Below are 23,485 nucleotides of genomic sequence, written 5' to 3'. Positions count from 1 at the left end.
ATAGTAAGATTTCTATTAAGCAAAAAATAATAACTAACACATAGATTACAAAGGAATGCGAATCTCAAAGTATTTTTTTTCAATATTATTAGCACATAGCTCACCATCATGAGCTAAGGCTATCTGTTGAGATAGGGCTAAGCCTAAGCCATGTCCCTTTAGCTTTGTTGTCTTAAAGGCTTCAAATAGAGAATTAATATCATCAATATCTTTACCATTATCATAGATTCTGCAAATTGCCATACCATTATCCTGAAAGAAATCTATAATAACCTCTCCACGTTCACAATCTCCTTCTTCAATAGCGTCAATAGCATTACATAGCATATTGTGAAGTGCAATCTCATATAATGAGAAATCAACTAAAAAACTCCTGTCCTGTATAGTAAATGAAAAATCAATCTCTTTAGTGAATCCATACTCATTAATTACCTGTCGCAAGCTCTGCTTAAAGTCATTAAATTGGTGTTGTTGTTTATTTGCTTGCACACCTTTAGAAAATAATAATGTGCTCTTAATGATACGTTCAACTCGCCATATAGATTTCTTCATTTCGTTAACAATTTCAATACTATCAGAATCTACCCTCTTGCTAAGCACACCAGCAAGCAAAGACAATGATCCAATTGGATTGCGTATTTCATGCGCTAGATGTGCACTTACTTGCCCCATGCTAGCTAGCCTCTCTTGTCTTTTTTGTTCGGTGATATTTGTTGCGGTGATAATTTGCTTATGAGATACATGAGAACTTTGCAATAGATATATGGAGTTATCAATCTTTACTTCAGTTTCAAGCATATTGCTATAATCAACATCTAAGAGCCCATTAAGTCTACTTGCCTTTTTGTTTTGGTAAAACAAACTTCCATTTTCATTAAATACAAGCACAGCTTGAGGTATCATTTCAAGCACAGATTCTATAAGGGCTTTAAAGTCTTTAAATTCCTTTTCAATCTTATAGCTTTGCAATATTAATTCGTGCAATAAATTTAGTAATGATTGAGTATCTCCTAACTCTAGCTCAAATGTGTCTTGAATATTCGAGTATGCAAGATTTTCCAAAGATATTGAATTCTTACTTAACTGTTGTTGTTGGTATAACTGCTTTTTCTTATTACTGCGAGATCTTTTTGCCCTATTCATAGAATATCCTTTGCCTAAACTTCTCAATCATCATAAAATTAAATCAATATTTAAAACAAATAATAAGCTATATCTACTCTAAGGGAACTCTGAATTGAAATCCTTTCCTATCAACTAAGAAATTGATACCTAAACCATGCTTTTGCAATATGTCATATTCCTTTATACTGTCTTTTTTATCTTTAGACTTAGTTTCACTCCTTGAATCATAAATATCATAAATAGTTCTCATACTCTTAGTATCAGAATCACGCAAAATCTCGTCTCCTCTAAAGGATTCCAAATTGAAATCATCTTGTGATTTATTTGCGTTTGAAGTATATTCTCTAGGCATTACTTCTGCATTAATAAAATTGTCCATACTATCACTTAATTGCCTATAAAACCCATTTTTATTAGTGGAGCTTTCCTTACTTTGAAACTGGGCTAAAATATCATTATTAATAGTTCTTGCTTGATTTCTATGTTTTTCTTCATCTTGCCATAAAGCAAGAGCATCAACTTGTTGTCCTTGTATTTTTGTAAATAATTCTTGAAAGAGTTGGTTTCTCTCTGCTGTGCTTTTAACATTAAATTGCCTCATATCAATATTATTGATAAATATAATCTTATCTCCATTTTTAAGCTTAGAGAACGCTCCACTAGATGGAACTTTCTGAACTACAAAATCATTAGATATAGATACATTAAATCTCTCTAGAAAACTATCAGGCAAAAGCATTCCTCCAAATCTCTTATCAACCCTAACCCTAAATGTATGCATAATACCTTCATTTCCTCTTCGAATCTTTACAACAGCTTCTTCACCAAGCGGTAATGTCGCAACAATCCATTCTAAATCTCCCAAATCTTTAGGTGCTTTGTCATTAATTGACACTAGCACATCACCTCTTTTAAAAGGATTATTTGGAAAAAATGGATCTGCAAACTTTACACCAAATGTAGCATCTTGAGGATTTAGCACCTCAAATCTTACTCCCAAATCACCATAATATACCTCATCTTGACTTAGGAATCTATCAATATATTTTTTCTCAATAAATTCATGTCCACCAACTCCCAAACCATAAATTTTATAACATATATTACTTATAACTCCGTTTTTTTGTGTAGGAGCTGAAAACTTGGCATAATCCAAGAAATTTGATTGATGTTTCTGGAATCTGCCCGGTCTCGAGCCTCTTATCCCTGTGCTAGCAAGCTCCCTATTCAACGCATATTCATCAATATCGGATAACTCATAAGCCATCTTTAAGGCTGAACCACCAACCGAAAATAACCCGCTAAACTGATCATACTTTTTAACTTTACTGCTCTTAGGTCTAATCTTGCTATATCCTATGATTGAGCCATTTTTTAGTGCTATAGCATAAATTCCATTGCCAAGATTAACGCTAGCATGTTTATAATATTCGGCACAGTGGCTATAATCAATACTCTCTTCAGCGACACTTTTATCAAATAAATCAATAACCTCTTGGTTATTGCTATAAAGCATGCCATCTTTTTCCACAACCTGAATATCTCGAGAATCTGCAGTATTATCAGAATCTCGAATGGTAGATGGAATCCTATTGCCTGACTTGTTAAGCTCATGCTCAAGCTCATTAGCATAAAGCTGTAAAAATACAATACAAAGTATAATTAACCTCTTTTGTAGATTCAATACCTTTGCACATACAAATAAAAATCGCATTAAGATAAAAGGTATTTTCTTCATAAATTTCTCACTTATAATTGAATAGGTTAAGACTCTTAATATGTTCCATAATATTATCTTTTTTGCTATCCTCTATTTGCTTATAACCCTCATTTAAAGCACTAATAAGCAAAAGCTGCAATGCTTGTTTATCCTGCAAAAGTTCATCATCGATATTAATATCAACTAGTTCACCTTTGCCATTGAATTTCACATCTATTAATCCACCCCCACTTTTCGTTTGAATGATTTTTTTCTCTGCCTTTTCTTCCATTTCTCTAACCTGCTCTTGCATTGAGCCTAAGAGGTTTTGCAAATCTTTGGGATCAAACATAAATATCTCCTTAGAATAATTTATTCTTGTATTTCTGTAATCATATTGTCAGAATCAACAAAAACCACTCTTGGCTTTATCTTGCTAGCATGTTTTATCTTGATATTTGCATAGGCAATAATAATAATTATATCGCCTGTTTGCACTTTTCTAGCAGCTGCTCCATTTAAACATACAGTAGCTGCCTTATATTTCTCATCGCCTTTAGTATTATCTTGACTAGAATTAGCCTTGATAGCATAAGTAGAAAATCGTTCACCATTATTAATATTTAAAATCTCTACTTTCATTCCTTCTAATATTCCAGAAGCTTTCATAAGGCCAGAATCTAAGCTAATAGAGCCTATGTAATTGAGATTTGAGTCAGTAACTCTAGCACGATGAATCTTAGCATATAAAAAATCAGCTCGAATATTTTTTTGATATTTATCTGCAATGTCTTTTTTTGTCTTTTTGGTTTTAGTCTTTTTATTTTCATTGACTTTAGTGATAATTTTAGATTCACCGTCTCCAGTCTTACTAATGCTTATGTCTTGTTTATATGTATTTGATTTGGGAGACATAACCTCATTTGGTTCTTGCTGTGCCACTGAATAATCCTTAAACTCCATTATCGCAAATACTGATGCTACATGATGAATAGAAAATGGAAGTATTCTAACATACTTTAATCTGAACTCACACTATTTTTACAATCTGCGCATACTTTTACATTTTCTTTGGTCTTATGTAAACACAAGATTCCACCACATTTTTCACATTTTTCATTTGTAGGCTTGTTATTCAAAATAAGCTTACAAGATGGATAGTTTGAGCAACCATAAAAGCTTCCTCTCTTAGAGAATCTAGCTACAATATTTCCACCGCATTTTGGACATGCTACGCCAAGAGATTCTACTTGCTGCAAAGACTTTGTATTCTTACACTTAGGATATGCACTACAAGCAAGAAATTTGCCCATTTTACCAACTTTAACCTGCATAGGAGAGGAACACTTTTCGCAAACCTCATTGCTTATTTCATCTTCTTTATCTCTCTTAATATACTTACACTTAGGATAATTAGAGCAAGCAGTAAATTCTCCATATCGCCCATTTCTAATTACAAGATTGCTACCACATGATGGGCAGATCTCACCTGTTTGAATAACTATCTTTTGGGATTGAATGTTCTCCTTGCCTCGCGCTATCTTTTCCATAAATGGCTCATAGAAATCCCATAACACATCTTCCCATTCAAGTTTATGGCTAGCAATATCATCAAGCTTACTTTCAAGTCCAGCACTAAAACCACTATCAACAATTTCCTGAAAATATGATTCAAGCATCGATATAACATTAAATGCAATATCTTGCACAACTAAACGTTTATTCTCTAATGCAACATAGCTTCTATCTACAAGTAACTTCATAGTAGGCGCATAAGTGCTAGGTCTACCTATCCCCAAACTCTCTAGAACTTTGATTAACCCTGCCTCAGAATAGTGGCTCGGTGGCTCGGTAGTTTTTTTAATATCTAATATTTCATCAAAAACTATCTTTTCATTTTCACGGAAGTCAGGTAGCAACTTGTCTTTATCCGCATCGCCCACAATCCTATGAAATCCATCAAATAGTAATTTTCTGCCTAAGATTTTAAACTCGCTATTCTTACCTGTAACGATGATATTTAAACTCTCAAAAATAGCATCTTTCATTTGGGAAGCAATAAAACGATGAAAAATTAGAGTGTATAGCTTTAGCTCATCAGGAGCTAAATAAGTCTTAGCAATCTCTGGAGTAAAAGCTAGATTTGTTGGACGAATAGCCTCATGGGCTTCCTGGGCTCCTTTTTGCTCTGCAGTATATATCTTTTGCTTAGAAGGTAGATATTCATGTCCGAAATTAGCAAGGATAAATTCCCTAGCATTATCTATTGCCTCTTTTGCAACATTAAGACTATCAGTCCTCATATATGTGATAACACCAAATAATCCTTGATCTGTCTTTACCCCCTCATAAAGTTTTTGGGCTATGCTCATTGTGCGAGTAGGAGAAAAACTTAATAAATTTGAACTTGCTTGTTGCAAGGTAGAAGTCATAAATGGGGGTGGACTCTTTGTTGTGCGCTGCTTTTTTGTAATAGAGCTAACAATAAATCCACTAGTGCTGTTTTCCATGTGTAGAGACTTCACAATATTTTGTGCTTCTTCTTCATCTAATAAACTTAATTTCTCTATCTTTTTGTCTGCAAACTTTACCAAATCAAAGATTATCACATCATTGTTTATGTTATCTTTGGAAGGCTTAGCATCTTTAGCTATCTTTGTAGATCTGCTGCTTGTAGGGTTTTCAGCTTGATTGTTCAAACTCTTAGAATAGTTGTTAATTTTTCCTTCTATTAAAAAGTAATCTTTAGGAACAAATTCCCTAATCTCCCTTTCCCTATCTACTAATATTTTTAGAGCACTAGACTGAACTCTACCCGCACTAAGCCCCTTACCAATCTTTTGAGATATAAGCCCGCTTAATTTAAAACCTACGATTCTATCTAATAGTCTTCTTGCTTGCTGCGCATTAACTCTATTCATATCTATGATTCTAGGATTTTCTAACGAGTTGACAATAGCTCTCTTAGTAATCTCGTGAAACACAATACGAGGAAAATCCTCAATCTTGCCATGCAATGCCTCTATGATATGATAACCAATAGCCTCACCCTCTCTATCTTCATCAGTAGCAATATATGTAGATATTGAATTGTTATGTAGCTCTTGAATCTTTTTAACGATTTCAGCGTGATCATTTGCTATGCTGTAAGTAGGAACAAAGTGCTTATCCTTAATAGTAATTCCAAATCTACTTTTAGGCAAGTCTCTTATATGCCCTTTGGACGCGACTACCTCATATTCATTGCCTAAAAAGTTCTTGATTGTGCGGGCTTTTGCTGGAGATTCTACAATGATGAGATTTTTGGTTCCTGTATTTTTATTTTTTTCTTTTTTATTTGATTGTTTTTTAACTACCCTAGCTGCCATGATATTCCTTTGATATTCTTATTGCTCACTATAAAACAACAAAGTTGGTGGATTTTATCACAGATTTATAGCTAGATTTTATGAAATCAACATATTTTAAGATTATAATTATGATAAAAATTAAGGATATTACTTTGCTCTTTGGCTCAAGGATTAGCACACATTTTGACTACATTCTCATTCTACTTATTCTCCCTATTATACTATTAAGCTCATATTTACTAAGCGAAACCTCACAAGCTTTGCTACTTAAGCAGATGGGCTATTGCTTTTTGAGCATATTTATATTTTTATTCGTCTTTTTTATGCCAATTCGCTACACACACAAGGGCATTGTAGCCTTTTATTGGATTTGTATTTTATTGCTTTTAGCAGTCAAATTTATAGGCACTACCAAGCTAGGTGCACAACGTTGGATTAATATAGGAGGATTCTCACTCCAACCAAGTGAACCAATAAAAATTGCAATTGTTATTTTTTTAGCTCATTACATTAATAGAAATCCTCCTCCAATAGATGGTTATGGTTGGATAGAGTTTTGCAAGATAAGCTTTTTTATACTTTTGCCATTTGGGCTTATACTCATTGAGCCTGATTTAGGAAGTGCTATTATTGTGCTTTTTATGGGATATGGTATGCTCTTTGTAATTGGTGTGCATAAGAAGATATGGATAAGTTGTATTGTATTTATGTTATTATTTTCGCCAATTGCATTTAAGTTTATTCTAAAGCCCTATCAGATTGATAGAATCATGAAACTTGTTAGTGGAAATACTAGTTCACAAGTTCAACAAAGCTTAATTGCCGTAGGAAGTGGAGGTATTGCTGGCAGGTCCAAAACAGAAAGCACACAAGCCATATTAAAATTTCTCCCGATTGCAACTAGCGATTTTATATTTGCTCATTTTGCAGAGCGATTTGGATTCGTTGGTTCTTGCTTATTAATTGGATTATATGGATTAATTGTAGTTCATTTGCTCTCATTTTGCTTTTTAGATACTAAAGATTATTTTATAAAAGTTATTGCAAGTTCACTTGCTATGCTATTTTTTATCTATACAGCTGTAAATATTGCTATGACTATTGAGTTGGCCCCAGTAGTTGGCATCCCCTTACCTCTTCTTAGCTATGGCGGAAGTAGTTTTGTTACATTTATTATTCTGATAGCAATGTTTGAAAATGTCATTACATTTAGATTTGGATTTAATTTTAATCAAAATAAGCCTAGCAAAAAGCTAAATATATTATCAAACTCTAGTTAAGCGCAAAATTATTGCAAACTAAACTTAAGTTATTGACTTTTATAATATATTTGGTTAGAATTGTCGCCTTGGTTTATTAATCCAAGTATGGCTGTATGGCTAAGGTGTATCGCTAAGTCAGGGTAGCTCAGCTGGTTTAGAGTGCTGGTCTCATAAGCCGGAGGTCGGGGGTTCAAGTCCCCCCCTTGACACCACTACAACTATTATCACATTTTAATATCTCACTAAAAATGCTCAAAATAACATTTCAAAATACTCAACAGCATTAGTTTTGTATAAAAATACTAAATTTACAAAAAGTCAATTTAATATATTTCAATATGCAATTAAAATATATTGATAGTCAAATATTAGCAATATAGCTCTTTAACAATCCTAACTATCGCAGTCTTGACAAATCCCCTTTGCTAATAAACTCTTAATTCTGCCCTTTGATTCGTAACTTCCAACTTCAGGCATTGTAAAGTCAGTAATCTTATGGCACACATCACAAACAAAATGTGCATTTGTCTTTTCTGCTAATTCGTAAAAGAATCTTCTATTAATTTCTGTTCTAGTAACTATGCCTTCTTTTTCAAATAACTCCATATTACGATAGAAAGTAGTCTTATTAGCATGGAAATCAAAATCTTCAAGACTTAAGGGCTTTGTAGCACGAGATAAAATATCAAGCATGTCGAGCCTTAAATCAGTGATTGATATGTTATGTTCCTTTAGTATGGCAATGTAATTCATAGATCCCTCCTAATAGATTCATTATTGAAAAGAAATAAAGTCATTATGAAACCACTAACAGCATAATGCTGTATGGAAAATTCACAATTATAACAAATTTTGTCATTTTACTATTACAATTACAAATTATTCTAAATCAAAGGCGAATCGTGGTTATATTGGGTAGTACAGGTAGCATAGGCGTTAATGCTCTAAAGATTGCCAAGCAATTTGGTATGCAGATAGAAGCCTTAGTATGTGGCAACAATATATCTTTACTTAATAATCAAATAGAGCAATTCTCTCCAAGATTCATAGGAATCTCAAGCGATAAGTATTTATCGAAATTGCAAGCTAGGGATTGTGAAGTATTTGTAGGAAGCAAGGAAATTTGTAACATGATTCACAAATGTCAATCAAAACATATATTAAATTCTGTTATTGGCTTTGCAGGATTACCATTTAGCCTTGAGACACTAAAACTAAACAAAAAGCTAATCTTAGCCAACAAAGAATCCCTAGTCATTGCTGGAGCACTAATAGATAATGTCATTCAAAAAACGCAAGAAATAAATCAAATAAAGCCATTGGATTCCCTAGATTCTAAGTTAGATAAGCTAGATGAAGTGCCAAATCTAAAAGCAACTAGTTATAGTATTTTCCCTGTGGATAGTGAGCACTTTAGTCTATGGTATTTGCTACATAGCAACCCTAATCAAACAAAACCAGATAAACTAATTATAACAGCCTCAGGGGGAGCACTTCGCGATATGCCAATACATAAGATAAAACACGCTTCATTGCAAGATGTCCTAAAACATCCAACATGGAGCATGGGGCAAAAAATCACCATAGATTCAGCAACATTTGTTAATAAACTATATGAAATCATTGAATCTTATTGGTTATTTAATACAACTGATATTGATGCAATAATTGAGAGAAGCTCACTTGTGCATGCATTAGTAGAATATCCAAATGGAATCATATCAGCACTACTTAGCCCAAATGATATGAGAATACCACTAGCATATAGCATGAATCTAGAGAAAGCTAAAAAGAGATTTGATATGCAAACACTAAAATTACAAGACTTTGCTCGCATTTGCTTCCAAGAAATCGATATAAATCGCTATCCATTATGGGCTTATAAAGACGCATTGCTTGCAACTCCACAATTAGGAATAGTTCTAAACGCAGGTAACGAAATCTTACAAAATCTATTCTTAGAGGGCAAAATCGCATTTGGAGCATTTAGTGAGGTTTTAGCACAAATTCTAGAGCATTTTATGAAACAATATCTTAGTATAAAAAGGCTAGAGGATATACTAGAGTTACATAAAGAAGCCGGCAAACTTGCATATTTTTTATTAAAAACCAATAATATAAATAAAACATGTTAATATTTCCTAACCAAATTTAATTAAAGGCATTATTATGAATAATAACCAAGTTGAAATTCTGAAACAATTGCAAGCAGATTCATTAGTCTTCTTTATGAAATTACATAATTTTCACTGGAATGTAAAAGGTAGGGATTTTCCACAAGTTCATAAGGCAACAGAGGAAATATATGATACATTTTCTGACATATTTGATGATTTAGCAGAAAGAATCATTCAATTAGGTTCTACTCCCTATGTAACATTAGCTGATGTTGTTAAAGTTGCTAAGATTAAGGAAGATTCTAGCACTAACTTTAAGTCTGAAACAATCTTAAGGGCTGTGTTAGAAGATTATAGATATTTCCTAAAAACGTTCAAAGAGCTATCAAAGGTTGCTTCTGGGCAAGATGATGTAGCTACACAAGGTTATGCTGATTCTCAAATTGCATTCCTAGAAAAAGCAATATGGATGTTAGAATCACAGCTAGCTTAATTTAAGTTTTTGCACACGACATAGATAATATTATGGATAACAATAAAAGGACTTAAGATTTCTTAACTTAAGTAAGAACTACTAAGTTGAATGCTTAAGCCTTTGATATACATAAATTTTAGATTAAACATTTAAAAACTTAAGTAAATAGATTTAGTATTTTTATTTACAATGACTTCATAGACCATATTACAACAAACACTATATATCTTATAATTTTCAAATCTAATCAAATTAAAATAATGTAAGATTTTATAAAAGTTTTTGCAATATCAAAAAGTAATTTCTATTTTAATTAAAATTAGAATAAATCAAATATAAAAACATAGACATCACTAAAATCATTACCTATTTATAAATTTATCAATCCTATATCATTCGTTTGACAAGTGATAGCTTTGAATTTTGCTAGGATTTACTGTGTGAGTATGATACAATGCTAAGCTAGTTAAGGTTTATAGCAATACAAACTTAGAATAATTGTTGTAGATTAGATTTAAGGAATAATATGCAAAAAGCTCTTATCACAAATAACAACACACTAAATACGGATATTGGAATTTCCAACATATCGTCTAATATTAGGGACTTTGATATTAAGAATTCTAATGCAACAGATTTAAATATGCCCAATACACAAAATGCTAACTATGCTACTAGAATATCGAATGACGAAAAAGAAGAACTAGTAAAAATATCTATTCCTAAAGGCGATGGGCTAGGCAAGTTTAATTTGCTAATTGCGTTTCTATTACTAGGATTAATTTTAAGCATCTTTTTACCAAAGATATATGTGTCTAACAATATATATTACATAAGTCGTAGTATTGCTAAACTTCAAGCAGAAAAGGAGCTCTTGCTTGAGGAAAAACAAAGATTAAATCGCAATATAGAATCAATTAAAAACAAACATCTACTTATGGAATTAGGTTATTAATATGAAGGATATATTTATATTTGGCGGTGGTGCGTGGGGAATGGCTTTAACATCATGCCTATCATTGAATAACAATGTCTTTGTTCTATCTCGCAGAAGTTTAGACATGAATCAATACGGCACTAACCAAATATATAACACTAAAGCAGTTCAGCTAAACTATGAAAACTTTATAGATGTATACAACAAATCTATACAGCCATTATGCTTAATCGCTATTGCTAGCGCGTTCTTGCGAGAATTTCTACGCAAGAATCAAGGCTTACAAAAAATCAAGAATGATGTAAAAATCTTAGCTGCTAGCAAAGGCATAGAGAGAGAAAGCGGGGCATTTGTTAGCAATATACTAGAAGAATATTTTTCAAAAGATAATTTATGTTACCTAGCTGGACCAAGCTTTGCTAATGAGGTTAAGGATGGGTTACCATGCGCGTTAGTAATTCATTCTACAAATGCCTCTCTTGCAAAGGATTATGCAGATTGCTTTCCAGACTTTATGAAGATATACATACGAAATGATGTTATAGGTGCAGAAATTGCAGGAGCATATAAAAATGTTATTGCTATTGCTAGCGGAATTTGCGATGGATTGCAGTTAGGCAATAATGCAAAAGCATCGCTAATATCACGAGGGCTTGTGGAGATGACTCGCTTTGGTTTGTTTTTTAATGCAAAAGAGGAGACATTCATAGGATTATCTGGTAGCGGAGATTTATTTCTTACATCAAGTTCTACAATGTCTCGCAATTATAGAGTAGGGTTTGGACTAGCAAAAGGCAAGAAGTTAAAGGATATTTTAGATGAACTAGGAGAGGTCGCAGAGGGAGTATATAGCGCAAAATCAATTACGCAAATTAGCCATAGAAATAATATACACACTCCAATAGCAAATGAAGTGCAAATGATACTAGATGGGGGAGATGTCCAAATGAGTCTAAGAAAGCTACTGCAAAGTCAAGGTTGTGAAAATGATCAGCTTTAATAATTGTCTTTCTACATTGGTAATTAAACAAAAAAAGACTGAATCTAAAAATTTGATTCACATCAAGTTTAGTTTTCCTAATTGCTATATATTTTATGGATTTATGTTTTATTGTTTATTAACATCATTTTGCTTTGCAAAGGATACAGATTGGAGCTATGAGGGCAGAAAGTTACCACAAGATAAATGGCAAAATAATCCGCTCTATTTAGGATGTAAGCTAGGCAATCAACAATCTCCAATCAATATATCTCCAAGGCAAGCTCAACAATCAGAAGCAACAAAATTCACAACGCAATATGTCATGGCTAAGGGAGTAAATATTAGTATTGAGCAGCACAGTTTTCAAATAAGCTACCCAAGGGGCAGCATATTAGAAATAAATAATAAGAAATATCAATTAGAATTAATTCGCTTTAAGACACCAGCGGAAAATATGATTAACTCAAATCGCGAAATCATGGAAGCCCAACTCTTCCATAAAGATTCCAACGGCGATATATTAATCATGTCCATATTTTTTACGGAGGGTCTCTCTAGCTCCATGCTTACTACATTAGTAAGAAACCTTCCAAATGAGCCCGGTAAGGCATATTTCCTAAGCAATATAGATGTAAACGCTCTTCTTCCAAAAGATCTTTCATCTTACCAATTTGATGGTTCTCTAACAGTCCCACCATGCACGCAAGGAGTTAGATGGATTGTGCTAAAGCAAACTATGCCTGTAACAAAATCACATGTGGACGCTATGCGGCGTATTACAAAATCAAATGCAAGAAATGCGCAAGAAATTAATGATCGATTGATCATAGAATAAAAACATACAAACAAATCTTATACTAAATATTATATTCTACCATTTCTTCGAATCCTTGTAATTCAAATGCTATACTATCCTTTAAATGATAGAAATCTCTGCTATCTTTTATTGGCTTATTAGTATTATCAAATTCACGCACAATCTTACCTTTATTTAAGACAATGATTCTATCGCCTAGTAAAATCGCCTCATCAATATCATGAGTTACAAATACAACAGTCATATTAAGACTTCTTGAAAGATGTAATACAAGCTTTTGTAAATTTTCTCTAATAAAATAATCAAGAGCAGAAAAAGGCTCATCAAGAAGTAAAATATCTGGCTTTAGACACATTGCTCTAGCAATGGCTACTCTTTGCTTTTGCCCACCACTTAGAGCACTTGGAAACTTATTAGCATGCTCATCTAAACCTACTATCTTGAGATATTTCATAGCTATAGAATCTTCATTAATAATTTTATTTGCCTTTAAAACAAAACGTATATTATCAAGCGCGCTTTTCCATGGCAAAAGAGCATATTCTTGAAAAATCTTGATACATTTTTTATTTGGTTTAATTTGATATATAGAACTTTGATGAAACTTTTTAAATCTAAATTTTGCTTTCAAATGCTTAGCATAATATTGCAATCCTATCTGTTTAAATTCCAAATCATTAGCCTTATTTAAAGCAGAATTGGAATCTAAACTAAGTATATCATCTCTCTTGCCTGCATGGTGCCCTTGCACCTGCACAAAACCAGAGTGAAATGGCTCAAATCCACCTAAAATATCAAGTAAAGTAGTTTTGCCGCAGCCACTCCTACCTAGAAGCATGATAAATTCTCCTTTCTTAATTGACAAGTTAATAGAATCTAGCACTTTATGACCTTGATAATACTTTGTAAGATTCGAAACGACAATTTCATTACCCATATTCATGAAGTATCCTTATTTTCCTAATTTATTTTGTATAAATTTATCAAACCATTCAAAGCATAGGCTAATAATATATCCAATGCAGCCAATACAAAGCATAGCCGCTATAATGCCCTCTGTCTGTAACAAATTCCTAGAATCAATAATCATATAACCAAGACCATTTTGTGCTCCAACCATTTCTCCTACAACTAGATTAATCCAAGCAAGACTTGCTCCAAGCTTTAATGCAGATGAGATTCCAACAAAACTAGCTGGAAGTGTTACATGAAAAAAGATGTCCTTTCTATTTGCACCTAAGTTTTCCATAGATTGGTAGTAGATTGGATCTATTTGTTTAATACTTACTAATGTTAAAAGCAACATAGGAAAAAAAACAGCATAAGAAATAATATATATAGCTGGCTTATCACCTATCCCAAAAATAATCACAATAAGAGGAAACCATGCAATAGGTGAGATAGGGCGCAAAATCTGTATAAGAGGCTCTATGGCATTAAGGAAGCGTGGGAAAAACGATAATACAAAACCACAAATAATGCCTAAAGTTGCACCAATTCCAAATCCCAATACATATCTATATAGACTTGCTTGTATATGTAAAAAAAGCATATTGGTAGAAACAAGTTCACTTAAATACAAAAAAACTTCAATTGGACTTGGAACAATATGATTGCTTTGAAAAAATGATATACCAAACAAATTTCCTGTGCTACAAAAATCCCATATCCAAAATACAATAACTAAGACAACGACATTATAGAATCTAGCTTTAATGAAATCCATAAAGCTCCTTTGATATTAACTACTAAACAAATAGCATTTTAATATTAATTTATTAATTGTTATAAATAAATATTAAGTTAGTTATGAATAATATAAAGCTACATATATTATAACTTTATACACTATAATATAGACTATATAAAGCTATACAATAATGTTCTTAGGAGTCTTTAATGTAAAAAGCAATAAAGATGGGATTACAAATACACTAATAACCGTAGAAACCAATATTCCTCCTCCAATCACAGCTCCAAGTCCGCGATATATCTCACTGCCTGCTCCACTTGAGAAAACTAAAGGAGAGAGTGCTAAGAGGCTTGTAAGCATGCTCATATATATTGGACGAATGCGTGAAATGGTCGCATTGTATACACTATCATACACATTCATACCACCATCACGCAAATTGATTAAGCTTTGATACACGATCAATATAGCATTATTTACTACAGAACCAACAAGTATTATGAATCCTAGCATAGTAAGCACATCAAGATTCTGATTAGCAATATATGTATCAACAAATTTTAGCCCAATAAAGCCTCCTGCAAGAGCAAATGGCACAGTTACAATAATGATGATTGGATACAGAAAATTACTATACAAGGCAGCAAGAAGTAAATAAGTAATTACCAATGCCAATATAAACCCTCCACTTAGATGTTTGGCTAACTTGTGCAGCTTATTGGCATTGCCACTAAGCACAATTCTATTATCTCCTAATGCATTTTGTGCTTGCATTTGAGGCTTGATTATATTATCTATAGTTGCTATTACATCTTGGAGCGGAATAGAGGATTGTGGGTTAATGTATAACAAAATATTTCTATTTTGCTCAAAATGTCGAATCTGGGATAGCCCTATATCTTGACGAATATCAGCCAAACTACTAAGCGGAATAATACGTCCTGATGGGGCATAAATCTGTGAATACAATATATCTTCTGGGCTTTGGGTCATATTATCTGATTGCAAAACTAGATCTATTATACGTCCTTGCTCATCGCGAAAATCGCTTACTTTCTTCCCACCAATAACCACATCAACAATATTTCCAAAGCTTTTTACATTTAGTCCATTCACAGCTAAAGCGCGCATATCTGGATAAAGATTAATTTCTCTATTGCCTAGATCAAGCGATGGAAAAACGCGAATCCTAGCCCCGGGTAAGTGCTCTTTGGCTAACTGCATAAACACCATAGCACTATGAAGCATAGAATCCATATCAAAGCCTACTATATTAACTTCAACATTTTCAGAAATCCCGCTACTACTAAATATTCCTTGCTCCACAACAGAGCCTCTAATATTAGGAATAGAATCTATGCTATTGCGCATAAGCGGGATTAATTCCTTATATCGCTTAGTATCATCAGATATGACATAAAAGTATGTGCTAGTAGTCCCTGCAGAAACATAAAAATCTCTAATTGCTGGATATTTAGAATCTCCATTAAAACCATTATTAAGCATATATGGAGCATGGTAATTGTAAATTTCTTGCAATATATCTAGTCTTTCTTGATAGCTAAGTCCATTTGGAGTTTGGACATAAGCAATTATGAAATTCTGGCTACCCTTTGGCAAATAGTCTAGTTTAGGAAAAAATACTATAACAATAAACACGCTAAAAACCATAAAAAATACTACACACATCATACGCATCCATACATTTCTAAGACAGAGATCTACAAGCTTGGTTATGATTCTAAACAGAAATTGCCCTATCCTAAGCAACAATAAATCAAAAGTAATCTTTGGGTGCATTATCCTAACAATTAATCTAGGTGAAAATATTTTTTTTGGGAAAATCGTAGATAAAATGCTTTTTATTATTTGAGTTAGTTTAACTAATATGGCAGACTGTGGCGAGCTAGAATCAGGCTTATAAGTTATATGTAAGAATTTTGCAAGGCTATAATACAAGCTAGGCACAACTATCACGCAAATAATAAATGACAATATAAGCGCAGAGCTAGAGGCTAGTGCAATATCAGAAAAAAGTTGTCCTACATCATCTTTTAATCCAATAATGGGAATAAAGATTGCCACAGTAGTAATAGTGCTAGCAAATAGTGCTCCTAGCACTTCCCTAGTCCCATCTATGCAAGATTCAAACATTCGCTTGCCCATACCATAGTGACGATAGATATTCTCCACCACAACAATGCTAGAATCTATAATCATACTTACAGCAAAACTAACGCCAGCTAGTAATATAACATTTAAGCTTCTATCGATGAAGTTTAAGATAATAAATGAACTAAGGATAGAAATAGGAATAATCACACTAACAACAAAAACGCTAGAAAAACTCCGCAAAAACACATACAACACCAAAGCCGCTAGAATAATGCCAAGCAATATATCATGCTTAACAAGAGCTATAGCATCTTTAATAAAACCAGCACTATCTCTACCCCAGTCTATATATAAATTATGCTCCCTTAACTCGGCTTCATTTAATTTTATAGTTAAATTTCTTACACGTTCAATCAAGTCTAATACATTTGCATCAGCACTTGGACGCACTTGTAAGGACATAGTCTCATTATTATTGTGCATATTTGGCACTGTAGATAATTCATAGGATTCAATAACAGAAGCAATATCTCGAAGATATACAACTTGTGTATCGCTAGTTTTTACTATGGTGTTATATATATCTTGGATATCCTTATATAAACCAATAGTGCGCACCCTATATGCTCTTTGACCATAATCTAAACTACCAGCAGAGACGTCTATATTATGACTTTGAATAGCCATCATTACATCTTCTATAGTGATATTATAAAATGCTAATTGTTTAGTATTTAGTATAACTTGAACTTGCTTTGCTACGCCTCCTACAATATCAACAGCACCTACGCCATCAAGTCTTTCATAAAGCTTTACTATATCCTCGCTTATATATGTATAGAATTGCTTCACGGACTGCTTCGTGCGTGATTTGATGAAAAGATATGCAACAGGAGCGATATTTTCCCCTGTAGATTTGACTACAGGATTGTCAATGTTAGATGGATAACCTCGCACTTCAGAAAGCTTGGCATTTATATCTAACAACACTTTTTTCATATCTGTGTCAATTTGAAATTCAAGATTCACTACAGCTACACCTTCTCTACTAGTAGAAGTTATAGCAATTAAGTTATGGAGATTCTTTAGGAATTTCTCTTGTCTTTGCACAATTTCTTTTTCTATCTCATAAGGGGTAGCTCCACTCCAAGTAGTTATGATGCTAACAGTTGGTCTTGTGATATTGGGTGTTAAGGAGTAGGGCATTTGCCTTAATGCTAGATAACCAAATAGTAGGAGAAAAATCACTCCAACTAAAACAACGACTGGATTCTTAACGCTGTATTCAACAATCTTCATAGCAATTAATGCTTTAAGAACTTGTTATTTGGATTAGATAGTATTGCGTTCTTAGAGCTAGCTAGCAGCTCATCTTCTTGGTTTGTTTCCTCATTTATTTTATCGGTTTTCATATCAAGCTCTAATAGGCTTACAGTATTAATAAAAACACATATATCGCGCACTATTCTATCTTGAGTAGGGATAATAATCTGAACTATTGCAGAGAATGGCACGCTAACAATGCTTCCAAAGTTTTCTTTACCAAAACCTGCTTCAAAGCATATTTGATTATCCCAAATCTCAATACTATCAAATGTATAACCTGCTAGCACAAAGTCAATTAGTGGCTGAAAGCTAGCTACAATCTCTTCTGGTAATGATGGCTCAAAGCTTACTTTATCTACATTGCATTGCAAATAAAAATGTATTCTAAATTCTAATAAATGCTCTATTATCTCTTTGGCATGTCTAACTAAAATATCTCCAAAATATTCCTTATACATTTTTCCTCCCGATAAGCATACTTCACAATTCAAACATATCGGACATACTATACAAATCACTTGGTTTATCAACAATCCAAAACGCTGCTTTAAGTGCCCCCTTAGCAAATGTTAACCTAGAAGTAGCAGTATGAGTAAGCTCTAAGCATTCTCCATCACCATAAAATCCAACTGTGTGTCTACCAACTAAATCTCCCCCTCTAAGACTTAAAATCCCAATCTCATCTTTGCTTCTTAAGGCTATACCTTCTCTACCAAATTTCAAATGACTAGAATCCAAGTTGCGCTCTTTAAGCGCGCTATTAGCAAGGCTTAGTGCAGTCCCTGATGGTGCGTCTTTTTTATATCTATGATGAATTTCTGTAATTTCTATTTCGCAATCACGCCACTTATTGCTTAGCAAGGCTACAATTCTATTCAACAAAGCTGCACCAAAACTCATATTACTTGAGTAAAGGATAGGCACAATTTTACTTACTTTAGAAAGCAAATCTTGTTGATTGGAACTTAACCCCGTTGTACCAATAACTAATGCTGGAACATTTTCATTATTTGAATGCACCTCTAATATAGATTCTAATAGTAATTGTGTAGCCTCTGCACTTGAAAAATCAATAATAACTCGACTAGTCTTTACAAAAGATGACATATCACTTGTTATAAATGTATTTGATGGAATGTCATACTGCAATTCATTGCGAACATAAACGCTTGATAGATGAGACTTTTTATCTAGGATAATTTCATTTATCAATAGTTTGCCTACTCTGCCTGTCGCACCAAAGATTCCCACATCTAACATTGCCTCTCCTTATTGAATTATTATCTAGCTTAATTATATCACAAACTAAATATCATTAAATGCGACCTGCTGTATTAGAATTCGTATAATAAGCTATAATTTAACATCAAGTAATCAATAATTTTCAAGGAGCAAAATGAAAGAGTTAGCCCCTATTTTACTATTCACCTACAATCGCCTTAATCATACTATACAAACCCTGCAAGCACTATCAAACAATATCCTAAGCAAACAAAGCAAACTGTTCATATATTCAGACGGATCTAAGAAGAATGTTTCAAAAGAAGATATAGACTATATTAACCCATGTGGTGCTAATCATAGGGATTTAAATTTACTGTCATCGCATTCGCTAATCGAACAGATAGGATTTGATTCAAGCAGAACACATTGTGATGAGTATGGAAATATCTATAATTCAAAAACTATAAATAACTCCTTGCCACTAGGCTATCCATATGAGATAATAGAATCAAATTTAGCCTTTAATAGAATTAGAAAATTTGAACTAGAAATAAGACAAAAGACATTAGCAAAAAGCATTGCAAAACTTCCAAAAAAACTTGGAAATAGTATAAATAAGCGTGTGATTCGCTACATAATGGGGAGAGCAAACCAATCAAATAATACTGTCTATATCAATAACAGCTCATATCATAGAATCCACAACAGTATATATTTACACTCATTTTTTAAAAGAAAAGCATATAGCACTCCCAAAAAGGAGTCTGTATGAATGAAGTGTCAAAAAAAGGCTATCAATGCAAATCTCCGATACTCTTTCTAACATTTAATAGACTTGACACAGTAAAACAAACTCTACCACAAATCCTAAAAACAAATCCATCTAGGATATATCTAGCAAGCGATGGAGCAAGAGTAGGTAAAAAAGATTCCAATAATGAATTAGAAAGCGATAAGGTAGCAAGAGTAAGAGAATATATGCTTCATACAATCAATAACCAATGCGAAGTAAAAACTCGCTTTTTAGATTCTAATCATGGTTGTAAAATGGGCGTTAGCTCTGCTATTTCGTGGTTTTTTGATAACGAAGAACAAGGTATTATTATAGAAGATGATTGTCTGCCAAATCTTAGTTTCTTTAGATTTTGCGATGAGCTATTAGAAACATACAAAGAAATGAAAAATATATTATTAATAGCAGGCTGGAGTGGGCTAGATATACTTCCAAAAACAAAACACAGAATGAAAGAGGATTACTTTTTCTCAAAATATGCGCATATTTGGGGCTGGGCTAGCTGGGCAAATAGATGGGCTAGATATGAACGCGAGATTAAGGACTTTGAGCTATATTTCCAAAAGATGAGGTTTTGTAATCATAGAGAAAGAAAATACTGGTATAGAATCTTTAGCAAATATATCGCAAACGAAATTGATACTTGGGATTATCCACTTACATATACTAGCTGGAAATACAATATGATAAGCATACAGCCTAAAAACTCTATGATTCGCAATATAGGGTTTAATAGAGATGATGCTACACATACTAAAGATGAATCCATTTTTGCTACCCTACCAAACTACGAGCTAAAATTTCCTCTTGTAGCACCTAGTCAAATAAGCGTTGATGAGAAAATTGATAAAGCAATATTTGAAGGCGTATTTAATGGCAGACAGCAATATGTGCTAAGATTGATTAATAAGATTGCAACAAAGTTTATTGGGAAAAAAATATTTTGGCATTAAGGGTTAAGTATATAGGAAATTGAAAGTCATACAATGCATAATGTATTCTAAGCTAGCCAATATAGCATAATATAAAGCTAGGAATATTTAAGAAATTTAAAACTTAACTAGGTAAACAATTTGTTATAATACAAGCCAAAAGCACAATCCTAAAATAAATATTGATTCCATAGCTTAAAAGAAAGTCTACAATGAATAGCATTCAATCACTCCAAGCACAAATTATAAAAAATCCATACATGCCTACACATTACATATATGAAACATTAGATTCTTCTCAGAGAGTAGAATTGATAAATTTTTTATGCAATATGATATGGGATAAAAACCTAATCTTTCATAAATTTATGGAGGCACATGGATATATAGAATCTACATTCCTAGCTAACCATATACAATCTCGTGGGATAGCATTATTAAAAAGAAATAGAGGGCATATATTTTCTATTATGAAAGCAAAGCAGATTCTGCTTCCACACATTATATTTTTTAGCGATAATCTTAAAAATATTTGTGTGATATTGCAAGAGCCTCTTGATATATCTAATCAAACTGAATTACAAGAGAAAATAAATAGACATTATCCTAAATGTGGTGTCTCATTGTACATATGCACACAAAAATTCTTGCATGAAATCAACTTTTGCTTAACAATTAAACACCAATTAGATAAAGGAGACTTACACGAAGATTTGATTGTGAATCTGATTTCACTATGCGTTATATATAATGTAAGCGATATTCACATTACCCTACAAGAAAAAATTGGCTCACTTTGCTTACGTATTGAAGGAAATTTGTTACACATCATAAACCTCAATGAAAATCTATTTTATAAACTTACTCAAAAGATAAAATTACTTTGCCACTTAGATATAACAGAAAAGAAAATACCACAAGATGGGCACTTTAGCATTCAAGGGCTATTTAATACAGAATTATTTAAAAACCTTTACAAATGTATAGAAGATTCCTCTAATATATTGTTTCCTCATCAAAAAAATTGCGATATTAGGGTCTCATGCTTCCCAGCATTAGATGGCGAAAGCGTAGTGCTTAGGATTCCCAATTATTCGCAAAGATTTCTTAGTTTAGATTCCCTAAATTTACAACAACACATAACAGAATCGCTAAAAAAGCATTTGATTACGAAGAGCGGTCTCATTCTTGTAAGTGGTACTACTGGTAGCGGTAAAAGCACTTTACTATACAACTGCATAAGATTCCTTAACGATGGGACAAGAAAAATTATAACTATAGAAGATCCAGTAGAGCAACACATCAAGGGCATTACTCAATGTCAAGTTAGCGAAAATTTAAGTTTTTCAATGGCTTTAAAGCATATTTTAAGACAAGATCCAGATGTGATTATGATAGGTGAAATACGAGATAGTGCTACCATGGATAGCGCGCTTAGAGCCGCATTGACTGGGCATTTAGTGCTAGCTAGCATACATTCCCATGACTGCCTATCAAGTATAGCTAGGTTAAAGGATTTAGGCGCAAAACAGTATTTACTAGAATCAACAATAAGCTGTATTATTTCGCAAAGGCTTCTTAAAACATTTTGCCAAAAGTGCAAGGTAGAGGGAAAATCCATATCTAAGGGTTGTATGCATTGCTATTATCAAGGATTTGGAAAGAGAATCCTAATTCAAGAAATCATAGATTCCGAAATTATGCAAGATTTCTTAAGAGGAAATCTTTTACATCAAGATTCTAAGCATGGATTTATTAGCCTAAAACAACAAGCAAAAGAATTGTTTGAGCAAGGAAAGATCTGTTATGAAGAAAGTCTAATATGATAATATCTATGTGCAAGATACCAATTAAAAATTACTTGCTAATATACTCTGCATTGCTATGTTCTATATGGCTACATGCAAATGCAATAGATTTTCAAGATAATGATAATGGATTACTAAATAAAAAAAGCTATACACAAGAACAAGTTAAGTTATTGCAGCCTGTGCTAAATAAGCCAAAAATTGCAAAGAATAAAACCCAAAATCAACTTCTAAAACAAGAAAGTATTAAACGCGATGGTTACTATATACTAGTATCTTACAACATAGCCTCAATAAATCGCTCAAATGAAAACAGCCCGCAAGTAAATATCATAAGCTCTGGGTTTGGAATTAGGGGAGGCATGATAAGTTATCTTGATAGTTATATTGGCATTAGAGGATATTTTGGACTTGACTTTACAAATGATAATCTAGCCATAGCAACTCTTAATAAAGGTGAACTACAAAGAATACAAAATATTCCCAAATATTCCGGAACAATGATTTTAGCCTCGCTAGGTATTGATATTTTGATTGATTTCTTTATGGATAAAACATATAGAAATACATTTGGATTCTTCATTGGAGTAGGAGCTGGTGTTCTTGTATATTTTGACAACAAAACACCTATGATATTATCAAATGGAACCATATCAAAATATGCATGGGGTGCAAATGTAACTGTGCAAGGTGGCGCAACAATAACAATAACCCATAAGAATAAGTTCGAGATTGGTATAAAATTACTACCCACTCAAAGCCTAACAATAGACAACAATGGAGTGCTAATTGATTTTAGCCCATACATAGCATATAGCTATAAGTTTTAA

General features: G+C 32.8%; 21 protein-coding genes and 1 tRNA gene. 11 read left to right on the top strand and 11 right to left on the bottom strand.

Annotated elements, in window-relative coordinates:
- Window positions 1-45 precede the first annotated feature (45 nt).
- The 5 genes from LS73_RS05405 to topA all read right to left on the bottom strand — a co-directional run bounded on the left by LS73_RS05405 (window position 46) and on the right by topA (window position 6,192).
- Window positions 46-1,143, bottom strand: a complete 1,098-nt coding sequence (locus LS73_RS05405) for a sensor histidine kinase (protein ID WP_034557876.1) — start codon at window positions 1,141-1,143, stop codon at window positions 46-48.
- A 73-nt stretch (window positions 1,144-1,216) separates the two neighbouring features.
- Window positions 1,217-2,863, bottom strand: a complete 1,647-nt coding sequence (locus tag LS73_RS05400; protein WP_233708796.1) for a DUF7488 domain-containing protein — start codon at window positions 2,861-2,863, stop codon at window positions 1,217-1,219.
- Between the two features lie 7 nt (window positions 2,864-2,870).
- On the bottom strand, window positions 2,871-3,176 hold the full coding sequence (locus tag LS73_RS05395) for a YbaB/EbfC family nucleoid-associated protein (protein ID WP_034557878.1): 306 nt from the start codon (window positions 3,174-3,176) through the stop codon (window positions 2,871-2,873).
- A gap of 20 nt (window positions 3,177-3,196) precedes the next feature.
- Window positions 3,197-3,589 (bottom strand): aspartate 1-decarboxylase, encoded by a 393-nt coding sequence (panD, locus tag LS73_RS05390; protein ID WP_034558162.1) that lies wholly within the window; start codon window positions 3,587-3,589, stop codon window positions 3,197-3,199.
- Between the two features lie 254 nt (window positions 3,590-3,843).
- A complete protein-coding gene (gene topA / locus LS73_RS05385) occupies window positions 3,844-6,192 on the bottom strand; it encodes a type I DNA topoisomerase (RefSeq protein ID WP_081955551.1) in 2,349 nt (782 codons plus the stop codon).
- Window positions 6,193-6,302: 110 nt separating this feature from the next.
- On the opposite strand from topA, the gene LS73_RS05380 reads away from it, so the two are divergent.
- Both LS73_RS05380 and LS73_RS05375 read left to right on the top strand, forming a co-directional pair.
- Entirely contained in the window at window positions 6,303-7,454 is a 1,152-nt protein-coding gene (locus LS73_RS05380) for an FtsW/RodA/SpoVE family cell cycle protein (RefSeq protein ID WP_052089588.1), read from the top strand.
- Window positions 7,455-7,570: 116 nt separating this feature from the next.
- A tRNA-Met gene (locus tag LS73_RS05375) sits at window positions 7,571-7,648 on the top strand.
- A 181-nt stretch (window positions 7,649-7,829) separates the two neighbouring features.
- On the opposite strand, the gene LS73_RS05370 is transcribed toward LS73_RS05375, so the two are convergent.
- A complete protein-coding gene (locus LS73_RS05370) occupies window positions 7,830-8,189 on the bottom strand; it encodes a Fur family transcriptional regulator (RefSeq protein WP_034557881.1) in 360 nt (119 codons plus the stop codon).
- A 149-nt stretch (window positions 8,190-8,338) separates the two neighbouring features.
- Between LS73_RS05370 and LS73_RS05365 the strand changes: the two genes are divergently transcribed.
- The 5 genes from LS73_RS05365 to LS73_RS05345 all read left to right on the top strand — a co-directional run bounded on the left by LS73_RS05365 (window position 8,339) and on the right by LS73_RS05345 (window position 12,782).
- Complete coding sequence (locus tag LS73_RS05365) at window positions 8,339-9,571, top strand: 1-deoxy-D-xylulose-5-phosphate reductoisomerase (RefSeq protein WP_034557883.1); 1,233 nt, start codon at window positions 8,339-8,341, stop codon at window positions 9,569-9,571.
- A gap of 34 nt (window positions 9,572-9,605) precedes the next feature.
- A complete protein-coding gene (locus tag LS73_RS05360) occupies window positions 9,606-10,046 on the top strand; it encodes a Dps family protein (protein ID WP_034557885.1) in 441 nt (146 codons plus the stop codon).
- A 508-nt stretch (window positions 10,047-10,554) separates the two neighbouring features.
- Entirely contained in the window at window positions 10,555-10,983 is a 429-nt protein-coding gene (locus LS73_RS05355) for a hypothetical protein (protein WP_052089589.1), read from the top strand.
- A 1-nt stretch (window position 10,984) separates the two neighbouring features.
- Window positions 10,985-11,965 (top strand): NAD(P)H-dependent glycerol-3-phosphate dehydrogenase, encoded by a 981-nt coding sequence (locus LS73_RS05350; protein WP_034557886.1) that lies wholly within the window; start codon window positions 10,985-10,987, stop codon window positions 11,963-11,965.
- 103 nt (window positions 11,966-12,068) lie between these two features.
- Window positions 12,069-12,782: a carbonic anhydrase family protein gene (locus tag LS73_RS05345; RefSeq protein WP_034558166.1), complete on the top strand. Its 714-nt coding sequence runs from the start codon at window positions 12,069-12,071 to the stop codon at window positions 12,780-12,782.
- Between the two features lie 22 nt (window positions 12,783-12,804).
- Here the strand turns inward: LS73_RS05345 and LS73_RS05340 are convergent, their stop codons facing one another.
- The 5 genes from LS73_RS05340 to dapB form a co-directional block, all read right to left on the bottom strand.
- Window positions 12,805-13,707, bottom strand: a complete 903-nt coding sequence (locus LS73_RS05340) for an ABC transporter ATP-binding protein (protein WP_052089590.1) — start codon at window positions 13,705-13,707, stop codon at window positions 12,805-12,807.
- A gap of 9 nt (window positions 13,708-13,716) precedes the next feature.
- Entirely contained in the window at window positions 13,717-14,490 is a 774-nt protein-coding gene (locus tag LS73_RS05335) for an ABC transporter permease (protein ID WP_104692205.1), read from the bottom strand.
- 144 nt (window positions 14,491-14,634) lie between these two features.
- On the bottom strand, window positions 14,635-17,871 hold the full coding sequence (locus tag LS73_RS05330; protein WP_104692206.1) for an efflux RND transporter permease subunit: 3,237 nt from the start codon (window positions 17,869-17,871) through the stop codon (window positions 14,635-14,637).
- A 5-nt stretch (window positions 17,872-17,876) separates the two neighbouring features.
- Window positions 17,877-18,356 carry a hypothetical protein gene (locus LS73_RS05325; protein ID WP_034558001.1) on the bottom strand — a complete coding sequence of 160 codons (480 nt, stop codon included), beginning with the start codon at window positions 18,354-18,356 and terminating at the stop codon, window positions 17,877-17,879.
- A 22-nt stretch (window positions 18,357-18,378) separates the two neighbouring features.
- The gene (dapB, locus tag LS73_RS05320) at window positions 18,379-19,158 is read right to left on the bottom strand and encodes a 4-hydroxy-tetrahydrodipicolinate reductase (RefSeq protein ID WP_034558000.1); all 780 of its coding nucleotides are present in this window, start codon (window positions 19,156-19,158) and stop codon (window positions 18,379-18,381) included.
- A 136-nt stretch (window positions 19,159-19,294) separates the two neighbouring features.
- Between dapB and LS73_RS05315 the strand changes: the two genes are divergently transcribed.
- The 4 genes from LS73_RS05315 to LS73_RS05300 all read left to right on the top strand — a co-directional run bounded on the left by LS73_RS05315 (window position 19,295) and on the right by LS73_RS05300 (window position 23,485).
- Entirely contained in the window at window positions 19,295-19,894 is a 600-nt protein-coding gene (locus LS73_RS05315) for a hypothetical protein (RefSeq protein ID WP_104692207.1), read from the top strand.
- On the top strand, window positions 19,891-20,868 hold the full coding sequence (locus LS73_RS05310) for a hypothetical protein (protein ID WP_034557602.1): 978 nt from the start codon (window positions 19,891-19,893) through the stop codon (window positions 20,866-20,868). The genes LS73_RS05315 and LS73_RS05310 overlap by 4 nt, the downstream gene beginning before the upstream one ends.
- A 191-nt stretch (window positions 20,869-21,059) precedes the next feature.
- On the top strand, window positions 21,060-22,673 hold the full coding sequence (locus LS73_RS05305; RefSeq protein ID WP_034557604.1) for a GspE/PulE family protein: 1,614 nt from the start codon (window positions 21,060-21,062) through the stop codon (window positions 22,671-22,673).
- Complete coding sequence (locus LS73_RS05300; protein ID WP_052089548.1) at window positions 22,670-23,485, top strand: outer membrane beta-barrel protein; 816 nt, start codon at window positions 22,670-22,672, stop codon at window positions 23,483-23,485. The genes LS73_RS05305 and LS73_RS05300 overlap by 4 nt, the downstream gene beginning before the upstream one ends.

The sequence above is a fragment of the Helicobacter muridarum genome (genome assembly GCF_000765805.2).
Taxonomy (GTDB): domain Bacteria; phylum Campylobacterota; class Campylobacteria; order Campylobacterales; family Helicobacteraceae; genus Helicobacter_A; species Helicobacter_A muridarum.
The sequence above is the reverse complement of the archived record's forward strand: the minus strand, read 5'-3'. Positions and strand labels throughout refer to the sequence as shown.

Coding starts and splice junctions, on each gene's coding strand:
- topA (WP_081955551.1), bottom strand. CDS start 6,192: ATGGCAGCTAGGGTAGTTAAAAAACAATCAAATAAAAAAGAAAAAAAT.
- LS73_RS05310 (WP_034557602.1), top strand. CDS start 19,891: ATGAATGAAGTGTCAAAAAAAGGCTATCAATGCAAATCTCCGATACTC.
- LS73_RS05330 (WP_104692206.1), bottom strand. CDS start 17,871: ATGAAGATTGTTGAATACAGCGTTAAGAATCCAGTCGTTGTTTTAGTT.
- LS73_RS05325 (WP_034558001.1), bottom strand. CDS start 18,356: ATGTATAAGGAATATTTTGGAGATATTTTAGTTAGACATGCCAAAGAG.
- LS73_RS05340 (WP_052089590.1), bottom strand. CDS start 13,707: ATGAATATGGGTAATGAAATTGTCGTTTCGAATCTTACAAAGTATTAT.
- LS73_RS05300 (WP_052089548.1), top strand. CDS start 22,670: ATGATAATATCTATGTGCAAGATACCAATTAAAAATTACTTGCTAATA.
- LS73_RS05360 (WP_034557885.1), top strand. CDS start 9,606: ATGAATAATAACCAAGTTGAAATTCTGAAACAATTGCAAGCAGATTCA.
- LS73_RS05400 (WP_233708796.1), bottom strand. CDS start 2,863: ATGAAGAAAATACCTTTTATCTTAATGCGATTTTTATTTGTATGTGCA.
- LS73_RS05405 (WP_034557876.1), bottom strand. CDS start 1,143: ATGAATAGGGCAAAAAGATCTCGCAGTAATAAGAAAAAGCAGTTATAC.
- LS73_RS05355 (WP_052089589.1), top strand. CDS start 10,555: ATGCAAAAAGCTCTTATCACAAATAACAACACACTAAATACGGATATT.
- LS73_RS05370 (WP_034557881.1), bottom strand. CDS start 8,189: ATGAATTACATTGCCATACTAAAGGAACATAACATATCAATCACTGAT.
- LS73_RS05350 (WP_034557886.1), top strand. CDS start 10,985: ATGAAGGATATATTTATATTTGGCGGTGGTGCGTGGGGAATGGCTTTA.
- LS73_RS05380 (WP_052089588.1), top strand. CDS start 6,303: ATGATAAAAATTAAGGATATTACTTTGCTCTTTGGCTCAAGGATTAGC.
- LS73_RS05335 (WP_104692205.1), bottom strand. CDS start 14,490: ATGGATTTCATTAAAGCTAGATTCTATAATGTCGTTGTCTTAGTTATT.
- LS73_RS05315 (WP_104692207.1), top strand. CDS start 19,295: ATGAAAGAGTTAGCCCCTATTTTACTATTCACCTACAATCGCCTTAAT.
- dapB (WP_034558000.1), bottom strand. CDS start 19,158: ATGTTAGATGTGGGAATCTTTGGTGCGACAGGCAGAGTAGGCAAACTA.
- LS73_RS05395 (WP_034557878.1), bottom strand. CDS start 3,176: ATGTTTGATCCCAAAGATTTGCAAAACCTCTTAGGCTCAATGCAAGAG.
- LS73_RS05345 (WP_034558166.1), top strand. CDS start 12,069: ATGTTTTATTGTTTATTAACATCATTTTGCTTTGCAAAGGATACAGAT.
- LS73_RS05305 (WP_034557604.1), top strand. CDS start 21,060: ATGAATAGCATTCAATCACTCCAAGCACAAATTATAAAAAATCCATAC.